General features: G+C 52.9%; 11 protein-coding genes. 1 reads left to right on the top strand and 10 read right to left on the bottom strand.

Annotation, left to right across the window (positions count from 1 at the left end):
- Positions 1-101 precede the first annotated feature (101 nt).
- The 10 genes from ACFPMF_RS21650 to ACFPMF_RS21605 form a co-directional block, all read right to left on the bottom strand.
- Entirely contained in the window at positions 102-1,490 is a 1,389-nt protein-coding gene (locus tag ACFPMF_RS21650) for a sulfatase family protein (protein ID WP_379848969.1), read from the bottom strand.
- A 33-nt stretch (positions 1,491-1,523) separates the two neighbouring features.
- Positions 1,524-3,017: a RagB/SusD family nutrient uptake outer membrane protein gene (locus tag ACFPMF_RS21645; RefSeq protein WP_379848967.1), complete on the bottom strand. Its 1,494-nt coding sequence runs from the start codon at positions 3,015-3,017 to the stop codon at positions 1,524-1,526.
- Positions 3,018-3,035: 18 nt separating this feature from the next.
- Complete coding sequence (locus tag ACFPMF_RS21640) at positions 3,036-6,401, bottom strand: SusC/RagA family TonB-linked outer membrane protein (RefSeq protein ID WP_379848965.1); 3,366 nt, start codon at positions 6,399-6,401, stop codon at positions 3,036-3,038.
- A gap of 130 nt (positions 6,402-6,531) precedes the next feature.
- Complete coding sequence (locus ACFPMF_RS21635) at positions 6,532-7,590, bottom strand: FecR family protein (protein WP_379848963.1); 1,059 nt, start codon at positions 7,588-7,590, stop codon at positions 6,532-6,534.
- A gap of 209 nt (positions 7,591-7,799) precedes the next feature.
- A complete protein-coding gene (locus ACFPMF_RS21630; RefSeq protein ID WP_379848961.1) occupies positions 7,800-8,444 on the bottom strand; it encodes an RNA polymerase sigma factor in 645 nt (214 codons plus the stop codon).
- Positions 8,445-8,747: 303 nt separating this feature from the next.
- On the bottom strand, positions 8,748-10,520 hold the full coding sequence (locus tag ACFPMF_RS21625) for an alpha-L-fucosidase (protein ID WP_379848959.1): 1,773 nt from the start codon (positions 10,518-10,520) through the stop codon (positions 8,748-8,750).
- Between the two features lie 10 nt (positions 10,521-10,530).
- Positions 10,531-11,796, bottom strand: coding sequence for an L-fucose:H+ symporter permease (gene fucP / locus ACFPMF_RS21620; protein WP_379848957.1), 1,266 nt, complete (start codon positions 11,794-11,796; stop codon positions 10,531-10,533).
- 3 nt (positions 11,797-11,799) lie between these two features.
- Positions 11,800-12,138, bottom strand: coding sequence for an L-rhamnose mutarotase (locus ACFPMF_RS21615; protein ID WP_379848955.1), 339 nt, complete (start codon positions 12,136-12,138; stop codon positions 11,800-11,802).
- Positions 12,139-12,192: 54 nt separating this feature from the next.
- The gene (locus ACFPMF_RS21610) at positions 12,193-12,957 is read right to left on the bottom strand and encodes an SDR family NAD(P)-dependent oxidoreductase (protein ID WP_379848953.1); all 765 of its coding nucleotides are present in this window, start codon (positions 12,955-12,957) and stop codon (positions 12,193-12,195) included.
- 12 nt (positions 12,958-12,969) lie between these two features.
- A complete protein-coding gene (locus ACFPMF_RS21605) occupies positions 12,970-14,196 on the bottom strand; it encodes an enolase C-terminal domain-like protein (protein WP_379848951.1) in 1,227 nt (408 codons plus the stop codon).
- Between the two features lie 186 nt (positions 14,197-14,382).
- On the opposite strand from ACFPMF_RS21605, the gene ACFPMF_RS21600 reads away from it, so the two are divergent.
- Positions 14,383-15,249 (top strand): helix-turn-helix domain-containing protein, encoded by an 867-nt coding sequence (locus ACFPMF_RS21600; RefSeq protein ID WP_379848949.1) that lies wholly within the window; start codon positions 14,383-14,385, stop codon positions 15,247-15,249.
- Positions 15,250-15,508 lie beyond the last annotated feature (259 nt).

Raw genomic sequence — 15,508 nt, 5'->3', positions numbered from 1 at the left:
AAACGAACCTGGGCCCAACCGTCCAAAGCCATCAAGGCCAACACGAAAACTGCGGTATATCGTAGAAAAGCTATCATTCTGTTTGGAATCTGTATCAATGGTCAATAATCCGCCCCGTTAGCGCTTTTCTCCAGCGAGGAGAGCCAGTCGTCCAGTGCAGTTTTTAGCGAAGCCAGCAATGCCGGATGCGATTCCGCAATATCCTTTGTTTCGGAAGGGTCGTTCAGCAGGTCGTAGAGTTCATAGTGGGCACCATCGTCGGCGGAGTAAATTTTGAACTGATTGTCGGTATACGCCCGTTGCTTGTACGATTTAAAACCGATCGGTTTGGGCCGTCGGTCGGTATCCGAAACTAGCAGAGGAAAGACATCGATACCATCCATCGGCCGCGGATTGCCCGGAATTGAGTAGCCGAGAAGCGACAGAATGGTCGGGTAATAATCGCTGGTGGTGACGGGAAGGCTGGTTTTGCGATGGTTTTTGATTTTTCCGGGCCATTCCAGCAGTGCCGGAACCCGGATGCCGCCTTCGTAGAGACTCCCTTTTCGCCCCCGAAACAACCCGGCCGATCCCTGCTGGCGTTTGCCGGGATGCTGGTCGATGCCGCCCCCTTCACCAGCCGGGCCGTTGTCGGAAGCGAACAAAATCAGGGTATTATCCGCTACGCCTAGTTTTCGGAGCTCCCGGCGGAGTCGGCCAATCTGTTCGTCCATTGCCGTAATACAGCCGTAATAATGCTGGTGATTTTCATCCAGGCCGGGATACATCGCCCGGTAGTTCGAACCAGCTACTACCGGCGAGTGGGGGGTATGAAACCAGATGACCGCCAGAAACGGCTTCTTTTTCTGAATGGCTTGTTCGATAAAAGGTAGGGCGCGATCCATGATAATCCGCGAATCATCCCCTTCCAGATTCTCCGTTTCAAACCGGTCGGGTCCGGTCCAGTAGTGGGTTTTCACCATCTGATCTTTCATCGGGTCCCAGGTTGGAACCGCCTGCTCGGTCGAGAAACACGTCTCAAAACCGTTGTTCCAGGGTGGTGAAAAAACATCATTGACCTTGCCGCCCCGGTGCCCGTCGCGGACGGTTTGGGTGAGGGTCCCAAGGTGCCATTTCCCGAAGTGGCCAGTCGCATATCCATTGGCTTTCAGCACTTCGGCCAGCGTGGTTTCCTGCGGTTTGAGATGGCCTACGTTGGCAAAATGAATCCCATAGCGTTCCGGATTCCGGCCGGTCAGACAACTGCCCCGCGTGGGCGAGCAAACCGGTGCGCCCGCATAAAACCGGGTGAACTGCAGGCCGTTGGCGGCCATTTTGTCCAGCTCCGGCGTTTTGATCTGCGGATTTCCGTTGAAACCGACATCCCCCCACCCCAGGTCATCGGCCATCACCAGAATAACATTCGGCCGGACCTTCGCTGGCTTTTGGGCCAGTATATCATCAGGCTTCAGGCAACTCAGCAGGAGAAACAGGGGAATGATCAGTTTCATACAGGATAAAAAGAACGGGTTTAGGAAGGCTTATCAATAACCGGGATTCTGCGTCAGGTTGGTGTTGATATCGATTTCGCTCTGCGGGAAGGGAAACAGATAGTGTTTTTTGGGATCAAACATGCGCAAAACGCCCCCCGGATCGACGATGCCGGGGATCACTTTTTCCGCGATTTTCCACCGCTTGATATCCAGATACCGGTAGCCTTCCGAAGCCAGTTCAACCCGCCGTTCATGCCGGATTCGCTCGCGCAGGGATGCCTGGTTCAATCCAGTCGGAAGCGGTGGCATTTTGACCCGGGCCCGTACCTCATTGACGGCCGCATACACGGATTGATCGGGGCCACTGGCCTCGTTTTTAGCTTCGGCGTAGATGAGCAACACCTCCGCGTAGCGCGTTAAAATAAAATCCTGGTCACTGCGGGTAGCATACGAAAACGGAAGGTTCTCGGGATCGACGTATTTCCGAACGAGGTAATTGGTATAAATCCCGGCTGTAGCGTTGGTATAGCGGACTCCGGTGGAACTCACCAGCGGCTCTTTGATATCCCGGATCGTGTAATTAAGCCGCGGATCGCGGTTCTTTCGGTAATCGGTTTTGTCGTACAACGGCGACTGGCTGATGGGTAACCCGTCGGTGCATTCAAATTCATCGATCAGGTTCTGGGTGCCGTTCAGCGCGGCTGCGGCACCGTATTTCATGTCCGGACTTTCGGGCGAAAACCGGTCGGGGTTTAAATACCGGGCCGAAAAAAGAATCTCGGGATTATTGGTCTGGCCTTTGGTCAAGAACATCGTCTGGTAATCGGTCGCCAGTTTAAACACCTTCGACTGAATCACCAGGTTGGCGGCATCGGCTGCTTCCTGCCATTTATCGTTGTGCAGCAGTACTTTGGCTTTCAGGGCGAGCGCCGAACCTTTCACGGCATGGCTCGTATAAAGCGTAGCCGGCAGGAGGGCAATGGCTTCGTCGAGATCTTTGAGAACCTGCTCTATCACGACGGCCTTGGGACTTTGGGTAACGGTGGCTTCGGCGACGGTAATGGGTTTCGTGTAGAGCGGCACTCCGCCGTAGAACTCCGTCAGCGTAAAGTAAAACAGCGCACGCAGGTACAGCACCTCGCCTTTATACCGGTTTTTCTTGGCTTCGTCCATTGCCACCCGGTCGATGTTGGCCAGGAAAACGTTGCAGGCCGTTATGCCTTTATACGATTCCAGGTAGATCGTGCTGACCAAACCGCCCGTTGCCGGTTCAATAATACCTTTGGCAATGTTATCGGCGCGTTGGTAGGTGCCGAACAGGAAGAAGTCATCGGTCAGGGCATCCCAATCCATCCGGCGGTGGTCATAGGTATAGCTCAGCAACTGGCTGTAGACACCGGCAATGGCCATGTCGGCATCCTTTTCGGAGGACCAGAAGGTCTGGTTCGCGAGCTGGTCGAGCGGATTTTTATCCAGAAAATCCTGGCAGGAAGTGAGCAGCAGGCTCATCGTGCTCACCAGGGTTATGATCAAAAACTTTTTCATGGGAAGTTCGTTTGAGACTTAAAATTTGACCTTGAGACCCGCCGTGAACATGCGCACCTGCGGGTAGGTGGCAAACCGTTGCCGTCCCGTGCCGGTGCGTTCCGGATCAGCGCCCGGATACTTGGTGAATGTCGCCAGGTTGTCCGCCGACAGGTACAGGCGCAGGTCTTTCATCCGGATTTTCGTCGTGATATTTTTCGGGAACGTGTAACCAATCACCAGGTTTTTGATGCGCAGGTAGGACGCATCCATCAGGAAATACGTGGAACGCAATCCGTTGACGGGGCCGTATCCATTCTGGTACATGGCCGGGTGCGTATTTGATTTATTCTCCGGGGTCCAGGCGTTTTTGGCAAATTCAAGGGTCGGCGCACTGCCCTGGGTAAAGGGGTCGATTCCCCAGCGATCCACGAAGGTATTATTGCCGTAAACCCCCTGGAAGAAAATCGAGAAGTCGAAATTTTTCCAGAAGGCATTGGCCCCTCCTCCGTAGAAGAACTTGGGATACGCGCCGGGAACGACAATTCGGTCTGCGCCGTCGATCTTATTATCCCCGTTCTGGTCCTTGAATTTCAAATCGCCCGGTTTCGGATTGTACGGATGGGCCGGACCGTTGTTGATTTCTTCCTGGGATTGAAAAATACCGATCCATTCGATGAGATAATTCGACATCCACGGCAGCCCTTCCTGAATCGTATTGTTGTTGTCGTAGAAGGGGGCTTTGACTTTCAGGACTTTATTGGCGTTTTTGGAGAAGTTGGCATTCAGTTCGTACCGGAACTCTCCAATTTTATGGGAATGGCCGAGCAGCAGTTCAATTCCCTTATTCCGCATTTTGGCATAATTCACCGTCGGCCCGGTCAGACCAACACTGCCGGGGACTTCAATCGCGTAAATGATGCCATCCGTGACCTTGTTATACCAATCGATGGAGCCCGAAAAGATGCGTCTTTTCAGGCTGAAATCAAGACCGAAATCCGTGATGGTCGTCGTTTCCCACCGCAGGTTTTTGTCGGTGAGCCGGGTTTGTATGACCCCCTGTTGCAGCGTCTCGAACGGGTAGGTCGTGACCGACAGAATATCCTGATAGGGGTAATTACCAATGTTTTGATTCCCCAGCTGGCCCCACGATGCCCGGAATTTTAAATTGTCGATCCAGCTTTGTGACTTCAGAAACTCCTCGTTTGAAATCCGCCAGCCCGCTGAGACCGACGGGAAGAAACCCCAGCGGTTGTCTCGCTGGATGCGCGACGTGCCATCATAGCGGAAATTGGTTTCCAGCAGATACCGTTCTTTGTAATCGTAGGTAATCCGTCCAAACAGCGACTGAATGGCCCATTCGTAGGCGGTTCCGGCCGTCGATTGGCCGTCGGCCGAAGCGGCATTCAGTTCTTTCAGGTCATACGACGGAAATTTCTGCCGGGCACCCGTTAAATAGCGGTTGTGAAACGATTCCTGATTGTAGCCAACCAGACCGGTTACGTAGTGGTCGTTGCCAAAGGTCTTTTTGTAATTAAGGGTAGAGTAAAGGGTAGTCAGCATCGACTGGTCAAACCGGTCGGTAATGCCCAGCCGTGAGGGGTTTCCGTTATTCTGATAGACCCCATCGGAGAAAAAATAGGCGTCGACCGGAAACTCATTCACTTTCGAAAAATCGCTACTGTAATTGATGGCCCCTTTTACGCCCCAGGTCAGATCCGGTGTGATCGAGAAATCAGCATACGTCTGGGCCGTCAGGTTGTATTTTTCGTAGCGAGCCGATCCGCTGTTGATCACCGCCAGTGGATTGCGGTTGGAAGGAACGCCCTGCCGATACGCCCCGGAGTAACGACCGGAACCGTCCCTCAAATACGGCCCGTTGGTGGGATTCATGGAATACACCAGCAGCATGAAATCCGAATCGGTGTAAGGCGGCTCGACAATGTCCTTTTTCACCAACCCGATGTTGGCCCCCACCCGAAGCAGCTTGTTTACCCTGGAATCGACGTTGACGTTGAAGTTATACCGTTTGAAACGGTGGCCACCGGCAATCCCGTCCTGATCCAGATAACCGGTTGAAAAATTGTACGTTGTCTTGTCGGAGCCGCCGTTCACCGACAGATAATGTTGTTGTGCGGCAGCGTTCCCAACGATGAAATCAATCCAGTCGAAATTGGGGTATTTCGTGCGATCCGTAGCATTGCGGTAGGTGTCGATTTCGGCCGGCGTATACAAGGGAGCTTGTCCCGAGCGTTCCCGGGCGATATTGAAATACGTCATAAAATCCGCCGAATTCGTCACCAGCCTGGGCATGCGCGTTGGTTGATGCAGTTGCAAATCAACCCGGTAATCGACATTGAACGAACCGGCTTTGCCTTTTTTCGTCGTGACCAGAATGACACCATTGGCCCCCCGCGCCCCGTAAATGGAAGCCGATGCGGCATCTTTCAAAACGGAAATGGATTCAATGTTATCGGAATTGAGGTTGGTCAGGTTGCCGACCACCCCGTCGACCAGCACCAGGGGCGCTGCCCCGGCATCGCTGAATGTTCCCAGGCCCCGGATCGTCATGATGGCTCCGTCGTCGCCGGGCTGGCCGGAGTTTTGAACGACCTGCAAACCGGTGACTTTTCCCTGGAGCAGGTTCTCCACATTCGCCGTCGATCGCTTCACCAGCTCGTCGGCGGCAACCGTCGCCACGGAGCCGGTCAGGTTTACTTTTTTCTGTTCGCCGTACCCGACGACGACCACTTCTTCCAGCGATTTGATATCGGTGTTCAGCACAATGGTCAGGACGGTTTTAGTCCCGCTGACGGTCACTTCTTCCGAAACATAACCAATCGAACTCACCACCAGCGTCCCTTTTCCGCCTTCCAGTTGTAGCTGAAACTTGCCTTCACTGTCGGTGACGGTCCCCTGTGTTTTGCCTTTGATCAGAATATTGGCTCCGGGCAAAACCGCCCCCGCCTGATCCGTTACCGTTCCCTGAATCATGACGGGATCGTCGGAAAGCGACTTCTCAATAATAGCGGCTTCGAGCAGTTTCTTTTTCCGAACATAAATCTGGGAATTGACCCGCAGAAATTGAAGGTTAGCCTCTTTCGAAAGAACTCGCAGCAGCGATGCCAGCGATAGACTCTTGTCGGGAATGTTGACGAGCTGGTTTTTGTCGAGGGTTTCGCCGTTGTAGGCAAATGAAAACTGCGTCCGCTCACTAATTAAGTTCAGCGCATCTTCCAGCCGTACATTTTTCAGGGCGATATTCAGATAGATTTCCTCCAGGCTTTTGCTCTGGTACGGGCTGTTGGCCGCCATGATCCGGTAGCCGGGAAGGAGCAGGAGCAACATCCCGACGGCTCCCAGTCGGACTACCGGCAGGACTTGGTTAAGTAAGGTTCTTTTCATACTTTTAAAGGTTAATTAAACAGGGTTTTGATTGACAGACTCCCTGATCGATAGCTTCGCCAAAAGGTCATGAACAGGGGAAGAGCCAGTTGTTAAACGCAACTGGTTTCTTTTTTTAAGCTGCCTGGTTTCACTTTTTTCGGGTTACATAAACGGTGTTATTAACAAGCTCGTACTGAAAATTGGAGGTGTAGTTCAACGCGTCGAGAATACTTTTTAAAGAGTTATTACTGAACCGGGCGCTAAAATCTTCTTTCACTTTTAAGCCTTTGGGTACGACAAAACTGACGCCATACCAGCGTTCCAGCTTCTTCTTTATTTCTTCGTAGCTGGCATTTTTTAAGACAATAATGTTGTCTTTCCAGGCCAGTACCTCCGTCAGGTTAATCTTTTCTTTCCGGCTTGTTTCGTTGGCTTTTTGGTAGGAATACAGGTCCGATGGGACTAGAAAATCCGGGTTGTTTGTTATCTCCGTTGCGGCCGTTGCCACTTTCACTTTTCCCGTTAAAACCGCTACGGTTATGTCCGGATTTTCCGGATATGCATTGATGTTAAAGGAGGTGCCAACGACGGTTGTCTTGAGCTTTCCGGTCTGAATCGTAAACGGTTTAGAAGGGTCATGGGCGACCTCGAAAAAAGCCTCACCTTCCAGCGTAATCGCCCGGTTGGTTTGGCCAAAATCCGCCGAATAGGTCAGGGCGCTTTCGGCATTTAATTTGACCAAACTCCCGTCCGGCAGACGGAGCCGGGTCCGTTGTCCCCGGATCGTCCGTGTTTGAATGGTGTTGGTAAGGTGTTGATTAATAGCGGTCTTTGTGGGCTTGTGCTGGAGGGCGTATTTCCAGATCGTCACGGCTGCGGAAAGGGTAATCAGAAAAATGGCGGCAAAACGGAGCAACCCGGAAACCGAAACCGGAAACCGGATTAGCCTTGCCGGCTTTGTGCTGGGTTCTGTATTTTGAATACGCTCCCAGACCGCTCGTACATCCGCTTCGGAAGGCTGATACGAATACTTATACCGAACCGAAAGAATAAGCTGTTTGGCCTGTGCAACGGTTTGAACTTTGTCAGGATGTTCCACCAGCCAGCGGTCCCAAAAATGATTCTGTTCCGCAGTCGGATTTTTCACCCACCGAATGAAATCATCATCTTTGAGAAAGTCTTCCAGTTGATAGTTTTGGTACGCCATGCCTGCTCTGTAAGGGTTGATTCTCGGTCATTCTTACCCGCCTGGATCAGGATTGAAAGGACCGTCTAATTCATAAGAGGCTGAATGGCATCAGGTATATACAGTAGCGTTAACTTTTTTTTAATTATTTTTTTTGAACGGATATGGATAGCCGGAAAGCACCTGTAATTTCCCAGGAAAGCGTTCGGAGCGATACCGATAAAAACAGATTATTTTCCAATCAGCAAGGCCAGAACCAGCATATTGAGAACAAACCGGGATTCGCCTAATTCTTTTCGAAGTTTCAGAATCGTTCTGCTCATTAAAATACGGGCGTAATCAATTTTAGCAAAGCCCATCAAGGCGGTTATTTCCGCGTACGAAAACCCTTCGTAGAAGTAATAAATAATGATTTCTTTCTGCCGTTTGGTAAGCTGCGCAAAGGCACGTTCCATTTTTTGCCGCAATTCGTCATCGAACATTTCGCCAATGCCGCCGGATTCTTCGGAGAACGCAATTTCAAAACCGCGACCGTCATCATAATCCAGTTTTTCCGGACTCAGGCGGTTTTGGGTCAACTGTCGGACGATGCGGTTTTTATACGCCTTATACAGATAAAATTTGATGGATGAAACCTCCGCTAAACCGGCTTTCTTTTCCTGGAGGTAAATAAAAAGGTCCTGAATGGTGTCTTTTACCAGATCGCTATCGCTGGTAAACTGACGACCGTAATTGTAGAGAATCGGGAAATACGTCGAATAAATAAATCCGAATGCCTGCGCATTACCACTTCTGAATTGCGCCCAGACGTCGTACTCCGGCAGGTCTTTATATGGAACTGCTCCCTGCTGTATCCGATTGACTTTTAGCTCCATAAGAGATGGTCTTAGGCTGGAATTTGCGCTCTGGTTAGCGGGTTTCGGATCAATTTAAAAAATAATATGTAATAGATCGGATAATTACTTGGGTTTTATTTATACAATCGAACACGGCCACGCATCGTTTCGCCATCCGTTCCATAAAAGCGCTTCCCGGATTCGCTGACCCTGTTCATCAAGTACGCAAATATACTAACATACTTAACCTATTTGCTTTGTATAGAAAAATAACCGACTTTTTTCTGAGCGTAGGAATGATTTTTTTGTGACGATCTGGTATATACGTTTAGGCAGATAGGTTTAGTTTGCTGTCTGGTTTTTGGGTGGGAATAATTGAAATTCACTGACGCCAATGCCGCCCTTGGATTCCAGAATGACCAGCCGAAACCGCTGCGCCGTCACGGGTGCAATCTCCTTTCGCCATTCATCCCCAATCTGCTGACCCGTGGCGATGGGCAGCCACTTGCTGCCTTTCTGGTATTGAACGGAAAACCGGTCGATTTGGGCGTGGAGCCCGGGTCTGTTTTTGCGCTGAAATTCATGGATCACGATTTGGCCGACCAGTTGGGGTTTTCCCAGATCAATTTCCAGCCAGCCGGTATCTTCGAACATCGCGAGAACTTCTTTGGATCGGAAATAGAGCGATTTGCCGTAACTCGCATCAAAATTTGCATCGGGGCGCCGACCCAGCTTCCAGTAGGTTGCCTTGTTGTCGTCGAAGGCCGCACCGGCACCGTGCAGAAACTCCCCGACGGCGCTGGAAGCGGCCGGTTTTTGGCCATATGCCAGCGACCCGGTTTGGGAAAAGGGCAGGATCGGTGCCAGTTGGGAAGCTGGCCGGTCGAGTGTCAATTCCACAATGGTGGCAATCGAATCGTGCGCTGAAGCCGGCACCACCAGCCGAAGCTGATCGTTGGCTTGCGAAAAGGGAACGGGGGGACCGTTGAGCAGTTTCGCTTTTTTGATCGTTGCGGGCAGCGCCGGTAACCTCAGTTCACGGGTCGGGCCCGCTAGCCAGTGCAGGAAAACCCGATTTCCCCGCTGCGTACAGACATAGTCCGGGGTCGGGGTATACGGTCCGCCCTGGGTTCCGTAAATCGCTTCGGCCCGCGGCCGGATCCACTCGCCGACTTCCTGTAACCGGCTCGTAAACAACGGAGGAATCTGCCCCAGGCTGTCCGGTCCGACGTTGAGCAACAAGTTGCCGTTGCCGCCCACACACCGCAGCAGCGTATGCACGACTTCTTTCAGAGGGCGGGGGGTATCGTTAAACCGCCACGCCCACTGGTGCCCCATATTCGTACAGGTTTCCCAGGGCACATTGCCATAACCGGCCACAAAGCCTTCGGGCGTAACATAATCGCCGTAACGGCCCGGCTGGCTGTGCGATTCATCGGGATTGAAGGCTTCGAGCCGGTTATTGAGAATGATGCCGGGTTGCAGCCGATGCGCCAGCTCATAGACATTTTTTGGATGCGTGGGGCAGGGATAAGCGTCGTAGTCAATCCATAACAGGCTGATTTTTCCGTAGTTGGTCAGTAGCTCCGTGAGTTGTTGCAGCATCCGGTTTTCGAACGCCCGGTTCTTTTCGGCATCGGGATTCCGGCAGTCGGGATCTTTCCAGTCGCCGGGCGAAAAATACCAACCCAGCTGGAGGCCTGCTTCATGAACGGCATCCGCCAGTTCCTTGCAAACGTCGCGGCCAAACGGCGACGACATGATGTTGTAGCTCGTGGTTTGGGTGTTCCACAAACAGAACCCGTCGTGGTGCTTGGCCGTCAGCACCACGTATTTCAGGCCGCCCGCTTTGGCCTGCCGTACCCATTCTTTGGGATTGAATTGGGTCGGATTAAACCGCAGGTGCAGCGAATCGTAGCGGCTTTTGCCGTATTCCTCCCGCGACCAGCTAATTTCCTGGCCCGTCAGTGTGGCCGGTCCCCAGTGAATAAACATCCCGAAGCGGTCGTGTTGCCACCAGTGGAGTCGCTGGGACTGAGGCAGTGCTTTCTGGGCTCTTGCCGAAATGACAAGCAGCAGGAAAAACAGGGCGAGAAGGAGCGGTTTTGCGTTCATTGGTAAGGGGTTAGGCTTGAGCAACTGTCAACTTCGGATGGCTGATATAACCTTTACGGGCGTAGAACAGCACGTAAGCGTAACAGGCAATCGGTACGATAAAGGCCAATTTGATGCTAAAATGGTCGGAAATCCAGCCCATCAGCGGGGGAATGATGGCCCCGCCCACAATACTCATGATGATCAGCGACGACCCGGTTTTGGTATAGGCTCCCAGATCTTTGGTACTCAGGGTAAACAGAATCGGGTACATGACCGAGGTACACAAACCGACGATGGACAGCGTATAGATCGATGCGTATCCCGAGGTCATGATCGACGTCAAGACCAGCAAAAAGGCACCGATGGCACCTATCGTCAGCACCAGCGACGGATGAATACGCCGAAGAAAATAAGCCCCCGCCAGCCGTCCGGCCAGCACCAACGCCATGTACAGGGTAATGAACAAAGCCGCTTTCTGTTCGCTCAAATCCGGCAAGTGCAGCGATTGGGCGTACCGAATCAGAAAACTAACAATGCCGACTTCGGCCCCGAGGTAACAAAACACACCCAGGGCACCCAGAACCGTATGGCGAAACCGGAAAATAGACCAGAGCCGGAGCGAGCGTTCCCCTTCGTCCGCGATGGTCGGCAGCCTGATGAAAAACAGCAGCCCCCCCAACACCGCAAATGCCAGGGCCAGACTGAGGTACGGTAGTTTCACCAGGTGCGCTTCGGAATCCAGGTACGTTGTCAATTCGGCCGGACTAAACTGCTGGACCACTGACGCGGGAACATCCGTTGCCTGAAGCAGAAACTGCGCGCCGATAAATGGCCCCAGTGTCGCTCCGATGGAACCCACGGCAGCCGCCAGGCTCAACCGGCTCGAGGCCCCCGCCGGATCGCCGAGTTTCGTGATGTAGGGGGTTGCGGTCACTTCCAGAAACGTAAAACCGGCCGCCATAATGAACAAGGCCGTCAGAAACAGGGGATAAAACCGGGTTTCGGCGGCCGGAAAAAACAGCATCGCGCCGGTGGCCGCCGTCAGCAAGCCCGTCATCATGCCCGCCCGGTACCCATACCGCCGGATGAACTGCCCGACGGGGAGGGCCAGCAGAAAATACCCTCCGAAAAAGGCCGATTGTACCAGCGACGACTGGAAGTCGGTGAGTTGACAGGCCCGTTTGAGGTGCGGAATCAACACATCGTTGATGTTACGGCTTAGATTCCAGCAAAACATCAGACTCATTACCACCAGTAAAGGGACGACAACGTGTTTGGGCGATGGCGTTTTCATACGTTAGGTCGTTAAGCTAAAAACCGGTTTCATTTTCGCCCAGTGTTCGCCCGGCTGTGCTTCGGCCAGTCGCTGCTGAAAACCGTCCATCAAAGCCGCCCATTCCGCTTGCCGGGGAAGTTTACTGATTTCATTAAACGCATCGTTTAGATCAACCCCTTCGGCGGTTTCGACAATCATAAATAACCGGGTACCGATGCGGTAAATCTGCATATCTGTAATGCCCCCCGCCCGGATTCCCGCCGGAATTTCCGGCCAGATATGTTCCGGCTGGTGGAAGAATTCGTAGCGGGCAATGCCTTCCGGATTGTCTTTCAGGTCGAGGGCCAGGCAGGTACGCATTTTTGATGGAGTGAATTTGTGATGGAGCGATTTCGTAAAGTTCGGTGGTTTCTTTTAGCGTCGGTAACCGAGTTCGGCTCCTCCACCGACGGGTAGGAGACAGCCGGTGATGAAGCGGGCGGCATCGGATACCAGAAAAACGGCGGCATCGGCAATGACGTCGCCTTCGGGACAATAGCCGAGGGCGTGAATGTGGTTCAGGTACGTTTCAATGGATGCCGGATCGGGTTGTTGCGTGGCCCAGACCCGCAACATGGGCGTCCAGACGCCCGCGGGGCAAATAGCGTTAACACGAATACCAAACGGGGCATAATCCAGGGCCATTGCCTTCGTCAGGGCGTTCATCCCGCCTTTGGTCGCCACGTAAGCCGCGTGGTTTTCCTGGCCGATCTCGCCCACCATACTGCTGGTATTCAGGATGCAGCCCCGCGTGGCTTTCAGGGCGTCGAGCCCAAACCGGGTGGTCAGATAGACGCTTTTTAAATTAACCGAAAAGAGCGCATCCCATTCCTCTTCCGTCGTTTGGTCGAGCGGTTTCGACGGACTGGCGATCCCCGCGTTGTTGTGAATCACGTCCAGTCGGCCAAAGCGTTGTAACGCGTGGTCAATGGCGCGCTGTACGTCGGTAGCCCGCTGTACATCGCCGGCGAATCCGTCGTGGTCGTTACCGAGCCGGTTGAGCAGGGTTTGAAGGGCGGTTTCGTTCCGATCCATGACGAACAACTTCGCTCCGGCCCGAACATAGGCGTCGGCGCAGGCTTCCCCAATACCGGAAGCACCACCGGTCAGAAAAATGATTTTGTCGGTCAGGGATGTCATGCCGGTTTTAGGTTAGGGTTTCAGGTCGCTGCTGCTACCGGCTTCGGTCGGCACCTGGTAGTAGCCGTCCCGGATTTGAACCGGATTCACAAAATACGCCTGTAAATGCGGAATATGTTCCAGAAACAGGTTTTCGTGTCCCATTGCAATATGGTTATAAAGAACTAAATGCTGGTGAATCTGTCCCATGTCACCCACGTGCGGCACTACCGGAATATCGTATTTTTTCGCCAGCAGGCTGATGGTCAGGAACTCAGAAATGCCGCCTACCCGCACCGCATCGACCTGGCAAAAGGCCATGGCCCCGGCCTGAAAGAAATTCTTGAAGATGACTTTATTGGGAATGTGTTCGCCGGTTGCCACCTTGAATGGCGCGATGGCCTCGGCAATGGCCCGGTGTCCCAGCACATCGTCGGGATGCGTGGGTTCCTCGATCCAGTAGGGGCGAATGCTGCCCAGTTTCCGGCAAATATCCAGGGCTTCCGGAACGTTCCAGCGCTGATTGGCGTCGAGCATAAGGGTGGCCGCATCGCCGGCGGTTTCCCGGATCAGGGACGCCCGGCGGAGATCGCGTTCTGGATCGTCGGAGCCTACTTTGAGCTTCAGCGCCGTAAAACCCGCATCGACGGCTTTGCGGGTGTTGGCCACGATGCGCTCGTCCGAAAAATTGAACCAGCCTACGGAGGTATCGTAGCCTTTGTAACCGGTTTTGAGAATATTGGCCCGTTTCGGGCTATTCATTTTTTCTGTTGCCAGCAAATCAAGCGCCTGCTGGCGGGTGAGTTCTTCTTCGAGATAACTCAGATCCAGGGTGTTCACCACTGCTTCGGGCGTCAGGTCGAGTAAAAGCTTCCAGAGTGGTACGTGCCGGGACTTGGCCCAGAGATCGTAACAGGCGTTGGTAATAGCCGCCAGTGCCAGATGCACAACGCCTTTGTGGGGCCCTAGCCAGCGAAACGATGGCGAATCGACGATGGAGCGATATGTCCGGCCAAAGCCGGCCATCAACGCTTCAATTTCCTGGCCCATCAGCGGTTCTGAAAGGTATTGGATGGCCTGGCAGACCAGATCGGTGCCGGCCCCCAGGGTGAAAGCCAGACCGGTTCCTTCCACGTTGGTATCGGTTTTGAGGATACAAACCGCATAGGCATACTGGGGCATTGTGTGCGTGGCATCCGAACCGGCGCCTTCGGCAAGGTCGAATCGACGGTCCTGAATCTGGATGGAGCGAATGTGCATTGAAGCAGAAAAGATAATTGCTAATATTGTACAGATCAATTGGAGCCTCTAAAGGTCATGATCCATTGAATCGTTTCAATTGAAAATTGAATAGTGCAAAAATAGGGGAGATAAGGGGGCTTGAACCAGTTATTGGTTGATAATTTTCAGTACTATATTTGCATTTCACGAACCCGGTTTGCCGCCATGAAGCCGATTTATGCCCTACTTCCTGATTTCGCCACTACGCAAAAACCCTTTGTGTTTCGGGAAATTGTGCGATCCCGGTTCTCAACGGATTTTCACTTTCACCCGGAATGCCAGTTGGTTTACGTGGTGTCGGGTTCGGGCACCCGAATTATTGGGGGTTCCATCGAGCAGTTTGACGCAGGTGATCTGACCTTCATCGGCCCGAACGTTCCGCACGTCTGGTATAGTCACGCGGTTCAGCCGGAAACGGCCACAGAAGCCCGGTCGCTGGCGTTATACATCAATCCGGAAGTGGTCCTGAACCACCTCCGACCGTTTACGGATACGCAGTCACTGGCTGATTTTTTCCGGCAGTCGGCCCGGGGGCTTTGCCTGACCGGGTCAACCCGGGAGCAGTTGGTGCAGTTGCTGATGGCGATGCCCGGCCAGTCGGATTTGCCCCTGATGAGTTCTTTTCTGGAGGTGCTGGAGGTGCTGAAAACCAGTTCGGAAGTTCGGTGGCTCAACCCCGAATCGTTGCTGATTTCCTATATTGGCACTTCCCAAAGCCGGGTATCGCGGCTGATGCACTTTCTTCAGGACCATTTCCGGCAACCGATCACGCTCGAAGAAGCTGCGGCTGTTGCCGGTTTGCAGCTTCACTCGTTTTGCCGGTTTTTCAAAGCCCTGACCCAGCGAACATTTTCCGAATTCCTGAATGAAATTCGGGTCGGATTTGCCTGTCAGTTGTTGCAACAATCCGATTTGTCCGTTACCCAGGTTGCCTATGAAAGTGGCTATGGCAATGTTTCTTATTTTAACCGTTCGTTTAAAAAAATGCAGGGAACGACGCCTAACGCGTACCGTCGATCGTTTCGAACCTAACAGCGTCGATGGGCAACCGGAGCGAAGGGCCGTTTTTGGGAGCCCTGATCCGGTTTTCGGCGACCTATTTTTTGATGATTTCATTGTGGCTCGGCCGGTAACGCGGAGTTGGGACGACACCCAAAGCCGCCATCAAGTCGGCGAAGTGGCCAAACGACAGGGTATTTGGAGGGTGGCCGATGCGATTGACCGGTGTAGGGATTAAAATTTTAGCCAGAAGCCACGAAATATAAAGCGCGGAAACTAACTTGTGCTACCA

It is taken from the genome of Larkinella bovis (genome assembly GCF_042655385.1).
Lineage (GTDB): Bacteria > Bacteroidota > Bacteroidia > Cytophagales > Spirosomataceae > Larkinella > Larkinella bovis.
Note: the sequence above shows the minus strand (reverse complement) of the source record. Positions and strands in the feature narration are given on the sequence as shown.